The following is a 17409-nucleotide window of genomic DNA, read 5'->3' as shown; positions in this document are numbered from 1 at the left end:
GTCCTCAAGGTGGGGGCAACGCTGATGATTTCAAGGGCGATCCGGTTTTGATGGCTCCTGGATCTTGAAATGCGCCCGGGCGGTGGCGATGGGTTCGGCCTCGACGTCTTGCCAGGCGGTGATCGCAACGTTGGCCACCCGCCTCCCCTGGCGCCAGACCTGGCATTTGGCATAGGTGTCGCGAAACTGCCCGGTGCGCAGGTAATCCAGGGAAAAGTCGATGATCTTTGGCACCCCCGGCGTGCCGGTGGCGATCAACAGGTGAACGGCGGCCGACAGCTCCATGAAGCCGGCAATGACCCCGCCATGGATGGCCGGCAGTAAAGGGTTACCAATATTGTCCTTGTTGGCTGGCAGGCGAAACACCAAGTCATCGCCCTGGCGCGCGCATTCGACGCCGATGAGTTGGGCATAGGGGATCGAGGCGAGCAGCAGCGCGTAGTCGCCCTGCTCGCAGGCGCGACGCAGTTGTTCCTGGGTGGTATCGGTCATGGTTGGCCCACGGCGGTCATCGGGCTGGCCTTGCCCATCCCCTTGGCATGCTGGCCCAGGCGCATGAACGTGCCCACCACATGGGCAATGGGTTGCTCGGGGTCGTCCTGATAGGCGAAACCCCGGGTGAAGATCACGTCCGGGGTCACCCGATAGCATTGAGCAAAGCCGTAGACGTCCTTGTGGGGCTCGGCGGCGTGCATGTAGTCGATGCGCAGGTCGAGGGTCGGACAGACCTCGAATTGCGGCAGCACACACAAGGTCGACATGCCGCACGCGCTGTCCATCAACGAGGTCAACGCGCCACCGTGGATGATGCCCGTCAGGGGGTTGCCGACGATTTGCGGGCTGAACGGCAGGATGAGCGTTAGCCCGTCACGACTGGCGCTGTGCAACTTCAAGCCCAGCACCTGGCAATGCCGCAAGGCGGATAAAAAGCGCGTGGCACGCTCAAAAATGGGATCTTCAGCCATGTCCATCAATGCCCTTGTTCGTTTAGAGGCCTGGCAACAGCACGTTCGCTAAAGTTCCGCGACCGTGCAAAGTTATATATCTGTAGCAAAAGAGGAACTTAACCTGAGGGGGGTAGCTCAAAAGGCCAGTAGTTATTTCCATAAGGAGAAACACCCCATGCGTAAGACTTTTGCTATTGCCTTGATGTTGGCCGCCTCCCTCGGTCTCGCTGCCTGCGATAAAAAATCCGAGGACAAAGCTCAAGATGCCAACCAACACGCTGAGCAAGCTCAGCAAGACATGAACAAAGCACAGGATAAAGTGAACGACGCGGCGAAAGAAAACGCCGAAGCTGCCAAAGCTCAGGCCGAATCGAACGCAGCCGCTGCGAAGGAAGAAGCACCTGCTACCGCGCCTAAAACCAACTGATACGGTTTTAGTGACAAAAAGAAACCCGCCTGGTGCGGGTTTTCTTTTGCCTGGGATTTAGCTGATCGATCAGGCGGCCTCTTTACCCACTTCAGGCGCTGGCGCTTCCGTCGGGGTATAGACCATGACGTCCAGCACGTCGGAGTGAAACTCGCGCTGATACAAGACAAACACCACACCCGCACTCATCAGCATGAATAACCAGGGGCTGACGAACCACGCCAACATGGTCATGCCGAAATAATAGGCACGCAGGCCGAAGTTGAACTGGTTGGCCGCCATGGAGATCACCCGCGCCGCCCTGAGTGCAAAGGCCTTGCGCTCCTGTTCCGAGACATGCCGCTCACCGATCATCGGCGCCGAGCCAATCAGCACCGCCGCGAAGTTGTATTGGCGCATGCACCAACTGAAGGTGAAAAACGCGTAGACAAACACCAGCGCCAGGCACAGCAACTTGACCTCCGCCATGCCCTGGGAAGCCTGCTGCACCATGGGGATGTCCGCCAGCAACGATACGGCCCGATCAGACGCCCCAAGTACCGTCAGGATGCCGGCCAGAATAATCAGCGTGCTGGAGGCGAAGAATGAAGCGTTGCGCTCCAGGTTGCCGATCACGCTGGCATCGGCGATGCGGTTCTCGCGCAACAGCATGCGCCGCATCCAATCTTCGCGGTACAGGTGCATGACACTGGCCAGGCAGGCGGTATCGCGGGCCTTCCAGGTGGCGTAACGGGTGTAGCCCGCCCAGCAGATGATGAACCAGGCGGCGGCAAGCAGATGGATCAGGTTGGCTTGGATGAATGACATTCGATTTCCTGTGACGAAACTAATCTGTGGCAACTTGCAATGGACCCTGTGGGAGCGGGCTTGCTCGCGAATGCGGTGTATCAGACCGCACATTTGTAGCTGAAACACCGCATTCGCGAGCAAGCCCGCTCCCACAAGGTTTTGTGCAAGCCTTTCAAGACACTGCTTCGACGTTAGCCCACGAAAAAAGACACCGCACTCAAGAAAAATGCCCCGTATCGATTGATACGGGGCATTTCGGTTTTATCGGTGAAGCTGCTTGAAGCCGATCAGGCCAACGCTTCGCTGCGCTTGCCCAGCAGGCGATCACACACCACCGCGACGGCCAAGGTCATCACCGAAGGCACCAACCAGGCCAGGCCTTGTTCGCTCAGCGGCAAGTGGGCCAGTTGCGTCGGCATCCAGTCCGCCAGCCCGGCGCCCTTGAGCGCATCGATCAGGCCAAACAGGAACGACACCAGCATCACCGGACCAACGATGCGACCCTGCTCGTGCCAGAAGTCCTTGCAAAAGCTCAGGGCCACCAGGGCGATGCACGGCGGGTAGATCGCGGTGAGGACCGGAATCGAGAACGCGATCAGCTTGGTCAGGCCCAGGTTGGACACCAGCAGCGAAAAGGCTGCCAGGATCACGACCAGAGTCTTGTAGGACAGCGGCAGGACGCGACTGAAGTACTCGGCGCAGGCGCAGGTCAGGCCGACCGCGGTCACCAGGCATGCGAGGGAGATCAGTACCGCCAGGAAACCGCTGCCCAGGCTGCCGAAGGTGTGTTGCACGTAGGCATGCAACACCGCGGCGCCGTTGGTCGCGCCCGTGGCCACTTCGTGGCTGCCCGAACCCAGGCGGAACAAGCTGACGTAGACCAGCGCCAGGCCCACCCCGGCAATCAGCCCGGCGATGATCGCGTAGCGGGTGATCAAGGCCGGCGATTCGACGCCCCGGGAACGGATCGCGTTGACGATGACGATGCCGAACACCAAGGCGCCCAGGGTATCCATGGTCAGGTAGCCATTGATGAAACCTTGGGAGAACGGTGCCGCCACGTATTCGGGGGTCGCCACGCCGATATCGCCGGCCGGCAAGGCAAACGCGGCGATGCCGAGCACGGCCAGGGCGATGATCTTCAGGGGGGCAAGGAAACGTCCGACGGTGTCCAGCAGGCGACCCGGGTAGAGCGAGATGAAAAACACCAGCAGGAAATACACGGCGCTATAGAGGAACAGTGCCAGCGGGCTTTCGCCAGTCAACGGCGCCAGACCAACTTCGAACGAAACGGTGGCGGTACGCGGCGTGGCGAACAACGGGCCGACGGCCAAGTAGCACACCGCCGCCAGCAAGCCGCCGGCGATCTTGCCGATGGGGCTGCTCAAGGCGTCCATCGCACCACCCACCTTGGCCAGTGCCACGACCGTGATGACCGGCAGCCCGACCGCCGTGATCAAGAAGCCCAGCGCAGCCATCCAGACATGAGGCCCGGACTGCAAACCGACGATAGGCGGGAAGATGATGTTGCCAGCCCCGACGAACAGGGCAAATGTCATGAAACCAAGCGCCAGGATATCCTGGCCTTTCAACACTTTCATTAAGGAAACCACACTACTGAATCGGAATTTAGAGAGGGATTTCCCTTATGGGTAGAGGGAAATGCTGCCGATCCGTATGGGATCGACCCGTTTAGCGCGGCGCTTCCTTGTGGGCAGCGGTCGCAAAAATGGCTGCTAGCCTAACGAATCTGGCGATAAAACGCACTGTAAAGGGGCAAACTATCCGATGCGCGACGGTCCTGTGTCGCGTTTACGTATCTATTTTTCCTCACAAAACCCTGTGGCGAGGGGATTTATCTGTGGGAGCAAGGCTTGCCCGCGATGGCATCAACGTGATCTGACAGATAGAACCGAGTCGCCTGTATCGCGGGCAAGCCTTGCTCCCACAGAGAGTTGTTTTCACAAAGCCTTGCTCCTACACAGTCTTGTTCCCACATATCCTTGCTCCCACCGTGCCAGAAACGACAAAGGCCACCCGAAGGTGGCCTTTGTTGCTGGAACAAAAAAGTCAGCCGAAGCTTACTTCTTCATTTCCCAGCCAGTCAGCTCGGCCAGGGCCTTGCCGATGTCTGCCAGCGAACGCACGGTTTTCACGCCTGCGTCTTGCAGCGCAGCGAATTTCTCGTCTGCAGTGCCTTTGCCGCCAGAGATGATTGCACCAGCATGACCCATGCGCTTGCCCGGAGGAGCAGTCACACCAGCGATGTAGGAAACAACCGGCTTGGTCACGTTGGCCTTGATGTAGGCAGCGGCTTCTTCTTCAGCCGAACCGCCGATCTCACCGATCATGACGATCGCTTCGGTCTTCGGGTCTTCCTGGAACAGCTTCAGGATGTCGATGAAGTTCGAGCCTGGGATCGGGTCACCGCCGATGCCGACGCAAGTCGACTGACCGAAACCGGCGTCAGTGGTCTGCTTCACAGCTTCGTAGGTCAGGGTGCCGGAACGGGAAACGATACCGACCTTGCCTGGCAAGTGAATGTGACCTGGCATGATGCCGATCTTGCATTCGCCTGGGGTGATCACGCCTGGGCAGTTAGGGCCGATCAGGGTGATACCCAGCTCGTCGCACTTGACCTTGGCTTCCAGCATGTCGATGGTCGGGATGCCTTCGGTGATGCAGACGATCAGCTTGATGCCGCCGAACGCTGCTTCAAGGATGGAATCCTTGCAGAAAGGAGCTGGAACGTAGATCACGCTGGCGGTGGCGCCAGTGGCAGCTACAGCGTCTTTCACGGTGTTGAAGACCGGCAGGCCCAGGTGCTCGGTGCCGCCTTTGCCCGGTGTTACGCCGCCAACCATCTTGGTGCCGTATTCCAGGGCTTGCTGGGTGTGGAAACTACCTTGCGAACCGGTAATACCCTGGCAGATAACCTTGGTGTCTTTATTGATCAGGACGCTCATTATTTGCCCTCCGCAGCTTTAACGACTTGTTGAGCAGCGTCGGTCAGGCTGGTAGCAGCGATGATGTTCAAACCGCTTTCTGCCAGTACTTTAGCGCCCAGCTCAGCGTTGTTGCCTTCGAGGCGAACAACAACCGGGATTTTCACGCCGACTTCTTTCACGGCGCCGATGATGCCTTCGGCAATCATGTCGCAGCGAACGATGCCGCCGAAGATGTTGACCAGTACTGCGGCGACGTTGGTGTCGGACAGGATGATCTTGAACGCTTCGGTTACACGTTCCTTGGTAGCTCCGCCGCCCACGTCGAGGAAGTTGGCTGGCTTGCCGCCATGCAGGTTGACGATGTCCATGGTACCCATGGCCAGGCCGGCACCGTTGACCATGCAGCCGATGTTGCCTTCCAGGGCTACGTAGTTCAGTTCGAACTTGGCAGCGTGCGCTTCGCGCGGATCGTCTTGCGACGGATCGTGGAAAGTCTTCAGCTTAGGCTGACGGTACATGGCGTTGGCGTCGATGTTGATCTTGGCATCGAGGCAGTGCAGATCGCCGTCGGCCTTGATCACCAGCGGGTTCACTTCCAGCAGTGCCAGGTCGTGGTCCTGGAACAGCTTGGCCAGACCTACGAAGATCTTGGCGAATTGAGTGACCTGCTTGCCTTCCAGACCCAGCTGGAAAGCCAGCTCGCGACCCTGGAATGGCTGTGCGCCAACCAGTGGATCGATGGTGGCCTTGAGGATTTTCTCAGGGGTATCGTGAGCGATTTTCTCGATGTCCACGCCACCTTCGGTGGAAGCCATGAACACGATGCGACGGCTCGAACGATCAACGACAGCGCCCAGGTACAGCTCTTTAGCGATATCAGTGCACGATTCAACCAGGATCTTGGTGACTGGCTGACCGTTGGCGTCAGTCTGGTAAGTCACCAGACGCTTGCCCAGCCACTGCTGTGCGAAGGCTTTGGCGTCTTCTTTGCTGCGAACCAGCTTGACGCCGCCCGCTTTACCGCGACCACCGGCGTGAACCTGGGCTTTGACAACCCATTCGCTGCCGCCGATTTTGTCGCAAGCTTCTGCTGCCGCTTCCGGGGTGTCTACCGCGTAACCGGTGGATACTGGCAGGCCGTACTCAGCGAACAGCTGCTTACCCTGATACTCGTGAAGATTCATGCTTATTACCGTCTTCGTTAGGTACTGCGCATTCGGTGCTGCACCGTTCTGGTGCCGCACCACCTGTGACTGCTGCTTGCGCAGCGTTCCGGTGAACCGGTGCCGCTACGCAAGGCTGCGTCCAGCGGATATTCCGCGGTGAGTCTTGCTCGCAAGGCTCACGACGGGCCATACCGCCGTGGTTTCTTATTGTCTATTAACGCTTCTTGCGGTTGGCCACGTGGATGGCGCCGCCATTTACGGCCAGGGCCGCTTCGTGCAAGGCTTCGGACAGGGTCGGATGGGAGAAGACCATCATGCCCAGGTCTTCAGCGCTGGTGCCGAATTCCATACCGATCGCGCCTTGCTGTACCAGCTCGGCAGCGCTTGGGCCAATAACGTGAACGCCCAATACGCGGTCCGTCTTGGCATCGGCGATGACTTTCACGAAACCACCGGTATCGTTGGCTGCCATGGCACGGCCACTGGCGGCGAACGGGAAGGTGCCGACGTTAACTTCAACGCCTTCGGCTTTCAAGGCCTGCTCGGTCTTGCCAACCCATGCGATTTCCGGGTGGGTGTAGATAACCGAAGGGATCAGGTCGTAGTTCATCTGGGCTTTGTGGCCCTTGATGCGCTCGACAACCATGATGCCTTCCTCGGAAGCCTTGTGCGCCAGCATCATGCCGCGGACCACGTCACCGATGGCGAAGACGCCCGGTACGGCGGTTGCGCAATGATCGTCAACGTGGATGAAGCCGCGCTCATCGATTTCCACGCCGCTGTCGGCAGCCAGCAAGTCGGTGGTCACCGGGCGACGGCCGACCGCTACGATCAGCTTGTCGAAGGTGATGGTCTGTTCGCCCTTGGCGTCGGTGTAGTTCACCACAACTTCTTCGCCGTTGACCTTCGAACCGGTCACGCGAGCGCCCAGCTTGATGTCCAGGCCCTGTTTGGTCAGGGTTTTCAGCGCTTCCTTGGACACCGCGGTGTCAGCGGCCATCAGGAAGGTGTCGAGGGCTTCGAGCACGGTCACTTCAGCGCCCAGGCGCGACCATACCGAACCCAGCTCGAGGCCGATCACGCCAGCGCCGATCACGCCCAGGCGTTTTGGCACGGTCTGGAATTCCAGGGCGCCGGTGGAGTCGACGATCACGTTCTGGTCGACCGGAGCCGGTGGGATGTCGATCGGACGCGAGCCTGGCGCCAGGATGACGTTTTCGGCTTCGATCACTTCAACCGAACCGTCTGGCTTGGTCACTTCGACTTTCTTGCCCATCAGCAGCTTGCCGTGGCCTTCGATGGAGGTCACGCCGTTGGCCTTGAACAGGGTGGCGACACCGCTGGTCAGGTTCTTGACGATGCCAGCCTTGCGGCCAACCATCGCGGCCACGTCCATTTTCACTTCACCGGTAGAGATACCGTGAACGTTGAAGCTTTCTTTCGCTTCCTTGTATTTCCAGGAGCTGTCCAGCAGCGCCTTGGAAGGAATGCAACCGACGTTCAGGCAAGTACCGCCCAAGGCCTGTTTGCCTTCCTTGTCGGTGTATTTCTCGATGCAGGCAGTGGTAAGGCCCAGTTGCGCAGCCTTGATGGCCGCTACGTAGCCGCCAGGGCCCGCACCAATCACTACCACGTCGAATTTCTGAGTCATGAGTCATTCCTTTTCGAATCAAACCGGACGATCACTTGTGATGACCGTCGAGGGACGAAACCGGTTGTTTCAGCAAGAGGCCGGTCGACAGACCGGCCCTCGCGGCGAAAATCAGATATCCAGCAGCAGACGAGCCGGATCTTCAAGCAGGTTCTTGATGGTGACCAGGAACGTCACGGCTTCTTTGCCGTCGATCAGGCGGTGATCGTAAGACAGAGCCAGGTACATCATCGGACGAATCACGACCTGACCATTGATCGCCATCGGACGCTGCAGGATGTTGTGCATGCCCAGGATAGCCGCTTGCGGCGGGTTGACGATCGGGGTCGACATCATCGAACCGAATGTACCACCGTTGGTGATGGTGAACGTACCGCCGGTCATCTCTTCGATGGACAGCTTGCCGTCACGGGCCTTCTTGCCGAAGGTGGCGATGCCGCCTTCGATTTCGGCCAGGCTCATCAGTTCGGCGTTGCGCAGTACCGGAACCACCAGGCCACGGTCGCTGGAAACCGCGACACCGATGTCGGCGTAGCCGTGGTAGACGATGTCGGAACCGTCGATCGACGCGTTGACGGCCGGGAAGCGTTTCAGCGCTTCGGTGGCAGCCTTGACGAAGAACGACATGAAGCCCAGGCGTACGCCGTTGTGGGACTTCTCGAACAGGTCTTTGTACTTCGAACGCAGGGCCATGACTTCGGTCATGTCGACTTCGTTGAAGGTGGTCAGCATCGCCATGTTCGACTGAGCTTCAACCAGACGCTCGGCAACCTTGGCACGCAGGCGGGTCATTGGAACGCGCTTTTCAACGCGGTCACCGGCAGCGAACACCGGAGCGGCGGCGGCCGGCGCGGCAGGCTTGGACGGGGCAGCGGCTGGCGCGGCTTTCTTGGCGGCAACGGCGGCCACCACGTCTTCCTTGGTCACACGACCGCCCTTGCCGGTGCCGGCAACGGAAGCGATGTTGATGCCATTCTCTTCGGCAATCTTGCGAGCAGCAGGCGCAGCGACTGGATCGTCTTCGCCATCGGCGGCTGGAGCAGCAGCTTGGGCAGCGGCAGGCGCAGCAGCGGCGGCTGGAGCGGCGGCGGCGGCGCCGCCCTCTTCGATCGAGCCCAGGACCTGGTTCGACAGAACGGTAGCGCCCTCCTCGGCAATGATTGCGCCCAGCACGCCGTCAGCTTCGGCCAACACTTCCAGCACGACCTTGTCGGTCTCGATGTCGACGATCAGGTCGTCACGCTTGACGGCCTCGCCTGGTTTCTTGTGCCAGGTGGCAACGGTGCCATCGGCAACCGATTCCGGGAATGACGGGGCTTTGATTTCGATAGCCATTATCTGTGGGTCCTTAAAATTCGGTTTCAGTCAGCGCGAAGGCGTTAAACAGTGAAGGCATCTTGCAGCAGTTTTTCCTGCTGCTCGGCGTGCATCGACGCATAACCACACGCAGGTGCAGCGGAAGCATCACGGCCGGCATATTCCAGGCCCAGGGCCTTGTTATGGTTGCCGATGCTGCGACGCAGGTGATGCTGGCTGCTGTACCACGCGCCTTGGTTCATCGGTTCTTCCTGACACCACACCACATGGGTGAGGTTGGTGTAAGGCGCGATGGCCTCCATCAGGTCCTCTTCCGGGAACGGGTAAAGCTGCTCGATACGCACGATGGCGATGTCTTCGCGGCCTTCGGCACGACGTTTTTCCAGCAAGTCGTAGTAGACCTTGCCGCTGCACAGGATCAGGCGAGTCACCTTCGCCGCGTCCAGGGTATCGATTTCCGAAATGACGGTCTGGAACGAGCCTTCGGCCAGGTCCTCGAGCGTTGAGATCGCCAGCTTGTGACGCAGCAGCGACTTCGGTGTCAGCACGATCAGCGGCTTGCGCAGCGGACGGATGACCTGGCGACGCAGCAGGTGGTAGATCTGTGCCGGGGTCGTTGGTACGCAAACCTGGACGTTGTGCTCGGCGCACAGTTGCAGGTAACGCTCCAGACGTGCCGACGAGTGCTCCGGCCCCTGCCCTTCATAACCGTGTGGCAACAGCATGGTCAGACCGCAGAGACGGCCCCACTTGTGCTCGCCGCTGGTGATGAACTGGTCGACAACCACCTGGGCACCGTTGGCGAAGTCGCCGAATTGGGCTTCCCAGATCACCAGGGCATTTGGCTCGGTGGTGGAATAGCCATATTCGAACGCCAGGACGGCTTCTTCGGACAGCAGCGAATCGTACAAGTCGAAACGTGGCTGGCCTTTGTACAGGTGTTGCAGCGGGATGTAGGTGCTGGCGTCTTTCTGGTTGTGCAGCGCCGCGTGGCGGTGCGAGAAAGTACCGCGGCCTACGTCCTGGCCGGTGATGCGAATCGGGTGACCTTCGAACGCCAGGGTCGCGTACGCCATGGTTTCGGCGTAACCCCAGTTGATCGGCAGGCCGCCGGCTTGCATCTTCTGCCGGTCTTCGTAGATCTTCGCAACCTGGCGCTGGACCACGAAGCCTTCCGGGATTTCCAGCAGCTTGGCGGACAGTTCCTGCAGGGTCTTGAGGTCGAAACGCGTGTCGTGACGCGCGGTCCAGGCGTGGCCCAGGTACGGACGCCAGTCCACGAACAACTCTTTGTTCGGTTCCTTGACCAGGCTTTTTACAACGTGCAGGCCGTTATCCAGGGCATTGCGATATTCATCGACTTTTTCCTGGACGCGCTCTGCATCCAGCACGCCGCCTTGGGTCAGGCGCTCGGCATACAGCTCACGGGTGGTGCGCTGCTTGGCGATCTGCTGGTACATCAGAGGCTGGGTACCGCTAGGCTCGTCGGCCTCGTTGTGGCCGCGACGACGGTAGCAGACCAGGTCGATCACCACGTCGCGCTTGTACTGCATGCGGTAGTCGATGGCCAACTGGGTCACGAACAGCACGGCTTCCGGGTCATCGCCATTCACATGGAGAATCGGCGCCTGGATCATCTTCGCGACGTCGGTTGCGTACTCGGTGGAACGCGAGTCCAGCGGGTTGCTGATGGTGAAACCGACCTGGTTGTTGATCACGATGTGCACGGTGCCGCCGGTCTTGAAACCGCGGGTCTGCGACATCTGGAAGGTTTCCATGACCACGCCTTGACCGGCGAATGCCGCGTCACCGTGGATGGAGATCGGCAGCACCTTCTCGCCGGTCGGGTCGTTGCGACGATCCTGGCGGGCACGGACCGAACCCTCGACCACCGGGGAAACGATTTCCAGGTGGGACGGGTTGAAAGCCATGGCCAAGTGGACTTCGCCACCGGTGGTCATCACGTTGGACGAGAAGCCCTGGTGGTACTTCACGTCACCGGAGCCCAGCTCGACCTTCTTCTTGCCTTCGAACTCGTCGAACAGCTCGCGCGGGTTCTTGCCGAAGGTGTTGACCAGCACGTTCAGGCGGCCACGGTGGGCCATGCCGATGACCACTTCCTTGGTGCCGTAGGAACCGGAACGCTGGATCAGCTCATCCAGCATTGGAATCAGGCTTTCGCCGCCTTCCAGGCCGAAACGCTTGGTGCCCGGATATTTGGTACCCAGGTATTTTTCCAGGCCTTCACCGGCGGTGACGCGCTCGAGCAAGTGGCTCTTGATGTCGGCGGAGTACGTCGGACGGCCACGAACGCTTTCCAGACGCTGCTGGAACCACTGGCGCTGCTCGGAATCGGTGATGTGCGTGAATTCAGCGCCGATGGTGCGGCAATATGTCTGCTGCAACGCTTCGTGAATTTCGCGTAGGCTCGCTTCCTCTTTGCCGATGAACAGGTCGCCGGCACGGAAGGTCGTATCAAGGTCGGCATTGGTCAAGCCGTAGTGAGTGATCGACAGGTCTGCAGGTGCAGGACGCTGCCACAGCCCCAGCGGGTCAAGCTGGGCTGCCTGGTGGCCACGCATCCGGTAGGCCTGGATCAGTCGCAATACTTCAACTTGCTTCTTCTCGTGCTCGGAGCTCACGCTGCCGGCAGACACCGGTTGAGCGCGGCGCTGGTTCTTTGCCAGCAGCACGAAATGATCGCGAATCGTCGAGTGCGAAACATCAGTGGCAGAGTTACCGTCAGCCGGCAACTTCTGAAAGTAGGTGCGCCATTCTTCTGGCACAGCGTTAGGGTCGTGCAGGTAGAGCTCGTAGAGCTCTTCCACATAGGCAGCGTTACCACCGGAGAGGTGGGCACTGTTCCACATGCGCTGCATCACGCTTTCTTGCATGCTTGGTCACCCTCGATTAGGGGAACACCACCGGCGAAAACACCGAGCAAACTTGCAGAAGTCCGAGTGCAGCGACTAAAACAAGCCACTTAGGATCACGCTGATAGTCCGGGTACCAGCCCGGATGCCCCTGCTTGTCTCATTTCTTCAAAATAAGAACCGCCGCTTTGTGAGCGGCTGTTCTGGTTATAGCCAAGACGCGGGTTGAAGCCCGCGCCTGGCCTTTACGGGTACAGCGGTTCTACGGGTACAGCAGCTGAATCACACGCCGTTTTGCAGCAGCATGTTACGTACGTGACCGATGGCCTTAGTCGGGTTCAGGCCTTTCGGGCAGACGTTGACGCAGTTCATGATCCCGCGGCAGCGGAATACGCTGAACGGGTCATCCAGTGCGGCCAGACGCTCGGACGTCTTGGTGTCACGGCTGTCTGCCAGGAAGCGGTACGCTTGCAGCAGGGCGGCCGGGCCCAGGAACTTGTCCGGGTTCCACCAGAAGGATGGGCACGAGGTCGAGCAGCAAGCGCACAGGATGCACTCGTACAGACCGTCGAGCTTCTCACGCTCTTCCGGGGACTGCAGACGCTCGATGGCCGGAGCCGGCGTGTCGTTCTGCAGGAATGGCTTCACCTTCTCGTATTGCTTGTAGAAGATGCTCATATCGACGACCAGGTCACGGATAACCGGCAAACCTGGCAACGGACGAACCACCAGCTTGTTGCCCTTGACCACGGCCGACAGCGGCGTGATGCAGGCCAGGCCGTTCTTGCCGTTGATGTTCATGCCGTCGGAGCCGCAAACGCCCTCACGGCAAGAGCGACGATAGGAAAAACCTTCGTCCTGCTCCTTGATCAGGGCCAGCACGTCCAGCACCATCAGGTCTTTACCACCGGTATCGACCTTGAATTCCTGCATGAACGGCGCAGCGTCCTGATCAGGGTTGTAGCGATAAACACTGACTTGCAACATAGCGGTCACCCTTAATAAGTCCGGACTTTTGGTTCGAAAGTCGGAACAGTCTTCGGCGAGAAGTTCACGGCACGCTTGGCGACGCGTTTTTCACCCGGGAAGTACAAGGTGTGGCACAGCCAGTTTTCGTCGTCACGGTCTTCGAAGTCTTCGCGGGCGTGGGCACCACGGGACTCTTTACGCACTTCTGCGGCGATGGCGGTGGCTTCGGCCACTTCCAGCAGGTTCTGCAATTCCAGCGCTTCGATACGAGCAGTGTTGAACGCCTGCGACTTATCGTTGATCTTCACGTTGGCGATTCGTTCACGCAATTGCGCCAGCTGGGCAATACCCTTCTGCATGTATTCGCCGGTACGGAACACACCGAAGTAGTTCTGCATGCAGTTTTGCAGCTCGCGACGCAGGGTTGCCACGTCCTCGCCTTCGGTACGCTCGTTCAGAGCGGACAGACGCGCCAGGGCGGCTTCGATGTTGGCGTCGGTGGCATCGTCATATTCGATACCGTCGGACAGCGCTTTCTCCAGGTGCAGGCCGGCAGCACGACCGAAGACCACCAGGTCGAGCAGCGAGTTGCCGCCCAGGCGGTTGGCACCGTGGACCGATACGCACGCCACTTCACCCACTGCGAACAGGCCAGGGATGATTTCGTCCACGCCTTCGCCGTTCTGGGTGATCGCCTGGCCGTGAATGTTGGTGGCAACGCCGCCCATCATATAGTGGCAGGTTGGAACTACTGGAACCGGCGCGACGACCGGGTCGACGTGGGCGAAGGTCTTGGACAGTTCGCAGATACCTGGCAGGCGGCTGTGCAGCACTTCCTCGCCCAGGTGATCGAGCTTGAGCATCACGTGGTCGCCATTCGGACCGCAACCGTTGCCGGCGATGATTTCTTTCACCATCGAACGGGCAACTACGTCGCGACCGGCAAGGTCCTTGGCGTTCGGCGCATAACGCTCCATGAAACGCTCGCCGTGCTTGTTGATCAGGTAACCGCCTTCACCGCGGCAACCTTCGGTGACCAGTACACCGGCGCCGGCGATGCCGGTCGGGTGGAACTGCCACATTTCGATGTCTTGTACCGGCACGCCAGCACGCAGGGCCATGCCAACGCCGTCACCGGTGTTGATCAGGGCATTGGTGGTGGAAGCATAGATACGGCCTGCACCGCCGGTCGCCAGTACGGTGGCCTTGGCGCGGATGTAGGTGGTTTCGCCGGTTTCGATGCAGATCGCGATCACACCGACGAAGGCGCCGTCCTGGTTCTTCACCAGGTCAACGGCATAGTACTCGTTCAGGAACGTAGTACCGGCTTTCAGGTTGCCCTGGTACAGGGTGTGCAGCAGTGCGTGACCGGTACGGTCGGACGCCGCGCAAGTACGCGCAGCCTGGCCGCCCTTGCCGTAGTCCTTGGACTGGCCACCGAACGGACGCTGGTAGATACGACCTTGCTCGGTACGCGAGAACGGCATGCCCATGTGGTCCAGCTCGAACACAGCGGCCGGGCCTTCCTGACACATGTATTCGATCGCGTCCTGGTCACCGATGTAGTCGGAACCCTTGACGGTATCGTACATGTGCCAGCGCCAGTCATCGTTCGGGTCGGCCGAAGCGATGGCACAGGTGATGCCACCCTGGGCGGAAACGGTGTGCGAACGCGTTGGGAAAACCTTGGTGATCACGGCAGTCTTGTGACCGCCCTGTGCCAGTTGCAGCGCTGCGCGCATGCCGGCACCGCCACCACCAATGATGATGGCGTCGAAAGAAATCGTTGGAATGTTAGCCATGGATCAGATACCCCAGAGAATCTGCACACCCCAGACGAAGTAAGCGAACATCGCAACGCCGCATACCGCCTGGAAAAGGAAACGTACGGCAGTCGCCGACTTGCCGAACGCCATTTGCGTCAGGTAGTCGGTCGCGATGGTCCACATGCCGACCCAGGCGTGAGCGCCCAGTGCGACGAGTGCCAGCAGACTGAAGATGCGCATCCAGTTGTTTGCGAACAGTTCATGCCATTGGGCGTAGCCAATGCCAGGGTTTGCCACGACATATCCAATCAGGAAAATGAAGTAAGCCGCGAGAACGACCGCAGACACACGCTGGGCCATCCAGTCATACAGGCCCGAACGCGAAAGGTTCGTGACGTTGGTTACCATATCCAGACTCCTGCCAGAACGATCAGCACCGCAGACACGGCGATAATGATTTTCGAGCCCAGCTTGCCGCCTTCCAGCGTCTCACCGATGCCCATGTCCATGATCAAGTGGCGCACACCGGCAACCAAGTGATACAGCAAGGCGGACAGGATGCCCCAAATCACTAGCTTGGCTAGCGGACTGGTCAGACACGCTTTCACCTGACCGAAGCCTTCTTCCGAATCGAGCGACTTGTCCAATGCATAAAGCATGATGGCCAGGCTGACGAAGAGGATGACACCGGAAATACGGTGAAGAATGGACGTGTAAGCAGTGACTGGGAGTTTGATGGTCCTTAGGTCTAGGTTTACAGGTCGTTGGCTTTTCACGGCTTTTTTTTCACACTGAAGAGCCCCTAACAATCAGGGCAAAGTTGTTGGGGCGCGCACTGGTCAGGTACTCACCACCCAGGGAGTGACGACCCCCAAGAAAGCAGGCCCAAAAGCCCCTGGCGGTCGGTGGCCGAGTATAGACAGTTAGGCTACTAATGACAACGCGTTCACCTTCCCCTAATAGCGCATTGCACATATGGCGCAAAAGGCGTAAACGGCAGGCAATTTCGCGGAAAAAGTGCGGTTAAAGCCTTCTGGAGCAAGACTTTAGGCAAATTGACTTTCGGATTTATCTCACTATAGTGGTGCGGGCCCTGCGTGGGGGGTCTGTCTGATGATTTCAAGCATTAATAGGAGGCCACATGGCTGACAAAAAAGCGCAGTTGATCATCGAGGGCGCAGCCCCCGTCGAGCTGCCCATTTTAACCGGCACCGTTGGTCCCGATGTAATCGACGTACGGGGCCTGACGGCCACGGGCCGTTTCACCTTTGACCCAGGTTTCATGTCGACCGCCTCGTGCGAGTCGAAAATCACCTACATCGACGGCGACAACGGCATCCTGCTGCACCGCGGCTACCCGATCGAGCAACTGGCTGAAAAATCGGACTACCTGGAAACCTGCTACCTGCTGCTCAACGGCGAGCTGCCAACCGCAGAGCAAAAGGCCCAGTTCGTCAGCACCGTGAAGAACCACACCATGGTTCACGAGCAGTTGAAGACTTTCTTCAACGGTTTCCGTCGCGATGCCCACCCGATGGCCGTCATGTGCGGCGTTGTCGGTGCCCTCTCGGCCTTCTACCACGACTCCCTGGACATCAATAACCCCCAGCATCGCGAAATCTCCGCGATCCGCCTGGTGGCGAAGATGCCGACCCTGGCAGCCATGGTCTACAAGTACTCCATGGGCCAGCCCATGATGTACCCGCGCAACGACCTGACCTATGCAGAGAACTTCCTGCATATGATGTTCAACACCCCGTGCGAGATCAAACCGATCAGCCCGGTGCTCGCCAAGGCCATGGACCGGATCTTCATCCTCCATGCCGACCACGAGCAGAACGCCTCTACGTCCACCGTGCGCCTGGCAGGCTCCTCGGGTGCCAACCCGTTCGCCTGTATCGCCGCCGGTATCGCCGCACTCTGGGGCCCTGCCCACGGCGGTGCCAACGAAGCGGTACTGACCATGCTCGATGAAATCGGCGATGTCTCGAACATCGACAAGTTCATCGCCAAGGCCAAGGACAAGAACGATCCGTTCAAGCTGATGGGCTTCGGTCACCGGGTCTACAAGAACCGCGACCCGCGCGCCACCGTCATGAAGCAGACCTGCGACGAAGTACTCAAGGAACTGGGGATCAAGAACGATCCGCAACTCGAACTGGCCATGCGCCTGGAAGAGATCGCCCTGACCGACCCGTACTTCATCGAGCGCTCGCTGTACCCGAACGTCGACTTCTACTCGGGGATCATCCTCAAGGCGATCGGCATTCCAACCAGCATGTTCACCGTGATCTTCGCCCTGGCGCGGACCGTGGGCTGGATCTCCCACTGGAAGGAAATGCTCTCCAGCCCGTACAAGATCGGCCGCCCGCGCCAGTTGTACACCGGCTACGAGTCGCGTGACATCACCCAGCTGGAAGACCGCAAGTAAGACCTGCCTTGCAATGAGGTCTTGAGCTGCACCGAAACAGCCCCTGCTTCTTATATAAGAGCAGGGGCTGTTTTGTTTGGGTCTCTTTTCATCTGATCCAGAAGCTGCATTGGCAGACCCGGCGC

15 protein-coding genes are annotated in these 17409 nt (G+C 59.4%); 2 read left to right on the top strand and 13 right to left on the bottom strand.

Going from position 1 to position 17409, the window contains the following annotated elements:
• Positions 1–30: 30 nt before the first annotated feature.
• Together AB4N80_RS13590 and AB4N80_RS13585 are read right to left on the bottom strand one after the other, a co-directional pair.
• The gene (locus AB4N80_RS13590) at positions 31–492 is read right to left on the bottom strand and encodes a PaaI family thioesterase (RefSeq protein ID WP_122565951.1); all 462 of its coding nucleotides are present in this window, start codon (positions 490–492) and stop codon (positions 31–33) included.
• Positions 489–965, bottom strand: coding sequence for a PaaI family thioesterase (locus AB4N80_RS13585; RefSeq protein WP_122565987.1), 477 nt, complete (start codon positions 963–965; stop codon positions 489–491). Before AB4N80_RS13585 ends, AB4N80_RS13590 begins: the two co-directional genes overlap by 4 nt.
• A 157-nt stretch (positions 966–1122) precedes the next feature.
• Between AB4N80_RS13585 and AB4N80_RS13580 the strand changes: the two genes are divergently transcribed.
• Positions 1123–1374 carry a hypothetical protein gene (locus tag AB4N80_RS13580; protein ID WP_122565952.1) on the top strand — a complete coding sequence of 84 codons (252 nt, stop codon included), beginning with the start codon at positions 1123–1125 and terminating at the stop codon, positions 1372–1374.
• Between the two features lie 69 nt (positions 1375–1443).
• On the opposite strand, the gene AB4N80_RS13575 is transcribed toward AB4N80_RS13580, so the two are convergent.
• The 11 genes from AB4N80_RS13575 to sdhC all read right to left on the bottom strand — a co-directional run bounded on the left by AB4N80_RS13575 (position 1444) and on the right by sdhC (position 15629).
• Entirely contained in the window at positions 1444–2181 is a 738-nt protein-coding gene (locus AB4N80_RS13575) for a DUF599 domain-containing protein (protein ID WP_305467923.1), read from the bottom strand.
• Positions 2182–2450: 269 nt separating this feature from the next.
• Positions 2451–3764: a branched-chain amino acid transport system II carrier protein gene (brnQ, locus tag AB4N80_RS13570; RefSeq protein ID WP_122565954.1), complete on the bottom strand. Its 1314-nt coding sequence runs from the start codon at positions 3762–3764 to the stop codon at positions 2451–2453.
• 480 nt (positions 3765–4244) lie between these two features.
• A complete protein-coding gene (gene sucD, locus AB4N80_RS13565) occupies positions 4245–5129 on the bottom strand; it encodes a succinate--CoA ligase subunit alpha (RefSeq protein ID WP_014339581.1) in 885 nt (294 codons plus the stop codon).
• Positions 5129–6295, bottom strand: a complete 1167-nt coding sequence (gene sucC / locus AB4N80_RS13560; RefSeq protein WP_003179235.1) for an ADP-forming succinate--CoA ligase subunit beta — start codon at positions 6293–6295, stop codon at positions 5129–5131. Before sucC ends, sucD begins: the two co-directional genes overlap by 1 nt.
• A gap of 196 nt (positions 6296–6491) precedes the next feature.
• On the bottom strand, positions 6492–7928 hold the full coding sequence (gene lpdA / locus AB4N80_RS13555; RefSeq protein WP_122565955.1) for a dihydrolipoyl dehydrogenase: 1437 nt from the start codon (positions 7926–7928) through the stop codon (positions 6492–6494).
• Between the two features lie 111 nt (positions 7929–8039).
• Complete coding sequence (gene odhB, locus AB4N80_RS13550) at positions 8040–9263, bottom strand: 2-oxoglutarate dehydrogenase complex dihydrolipoyllysine-residue succinyltransferase (protein ID WP_122565956.1); 1224 nt, start codon at positions 9261–9263, stop codon at positions 8040–8042.
• A gap of 44 nt (positions 9264–9307) precedes the next feature.
• Entirely contained in the window at positions 9308–12139 is a 2832-nt protein-coding gene (locus AB4N80_RS13545) for a 2-oxoglutarate dehydrogenase E1 component (RefSeq protein WP_122565957.1), read from the bottom strand.
• 261 nt (positions 12140–12400) lie between these two features.
• Positions 12401–13105, bottom strand: a complete 705-nt coding sequence (locus AB4N80_RS13540; RefSeq protein WP_122565958.1) for a succinate dehydrogenase iron-sulfur subunit — start codon at positions 13103–13105, stop codon at positions 12401–12403.
• A gap of 11 nt (positions 13106–13116) precedes the next feature.
• On the bottom strand, positions 13117–14889 hold the full coding sequence (gene sdhA / locus AB4N80_RS13535) for a succinate dehydrogenase flavoprotein subunit (RefSeq protein ID WP_053123969.1): 1773 nt from the start codon (positions 14887–14889) through the stop codon (positions 13117–13119).
• A gap of 3 nt (positions 14890–14892) precedes the next feature.
• Complete coding sequence (gene sdhD / locus AB4N80_RS13530) at positions 14893–15261, bottom strand: succinate dehydrogenase, hydrophobic membrane anchor protein (protein WP_030138327.1); 369 nt, start codon at positions 15259–15261, stop codon at positions 14893–14895.
• Complete coding sequence (gene sdhC / locus AB4N80_RS13525; protein WP_003179220.1) at positions 15255–15629, bottom strand: succinate dehydrogenase, cytochrome b556 subunit; 375 nt, start codon at positions 15627–15629, stop codon at positions 15255–15257. The genes sdhD and sdhC overlap by 7 nt, the downstream gene beginning before the upstream one ends.
• A 365-nt stretch (positions 15630–15994) precedes the next feature.
• Between sdhC and gltA the strand changes: the two genes are divergently transcribed.
• On the top strand, positions 15995–17284 hold the full coding sequence (gltA, locus tag AB4N80_RS13520) for a citrate synthase (RefSeq protein WP_003204440.1): 1290 nt from the start codon (positions 15995–15997) through the stop codon (positions 17282–17284).
• The last annotated feature ends 125 nt before the right edge of the window (positions 17285–17409 follow it).

The sequence above is a fragment of the Pseudomonas sp. H3_A02 genome (assembly GCF_054671965.1).
The sequence above is the reverse complement of the archived record's forward strand: the minus strand, read 5'-3'. Positions and strand labels throughout refer to the sequence as shown.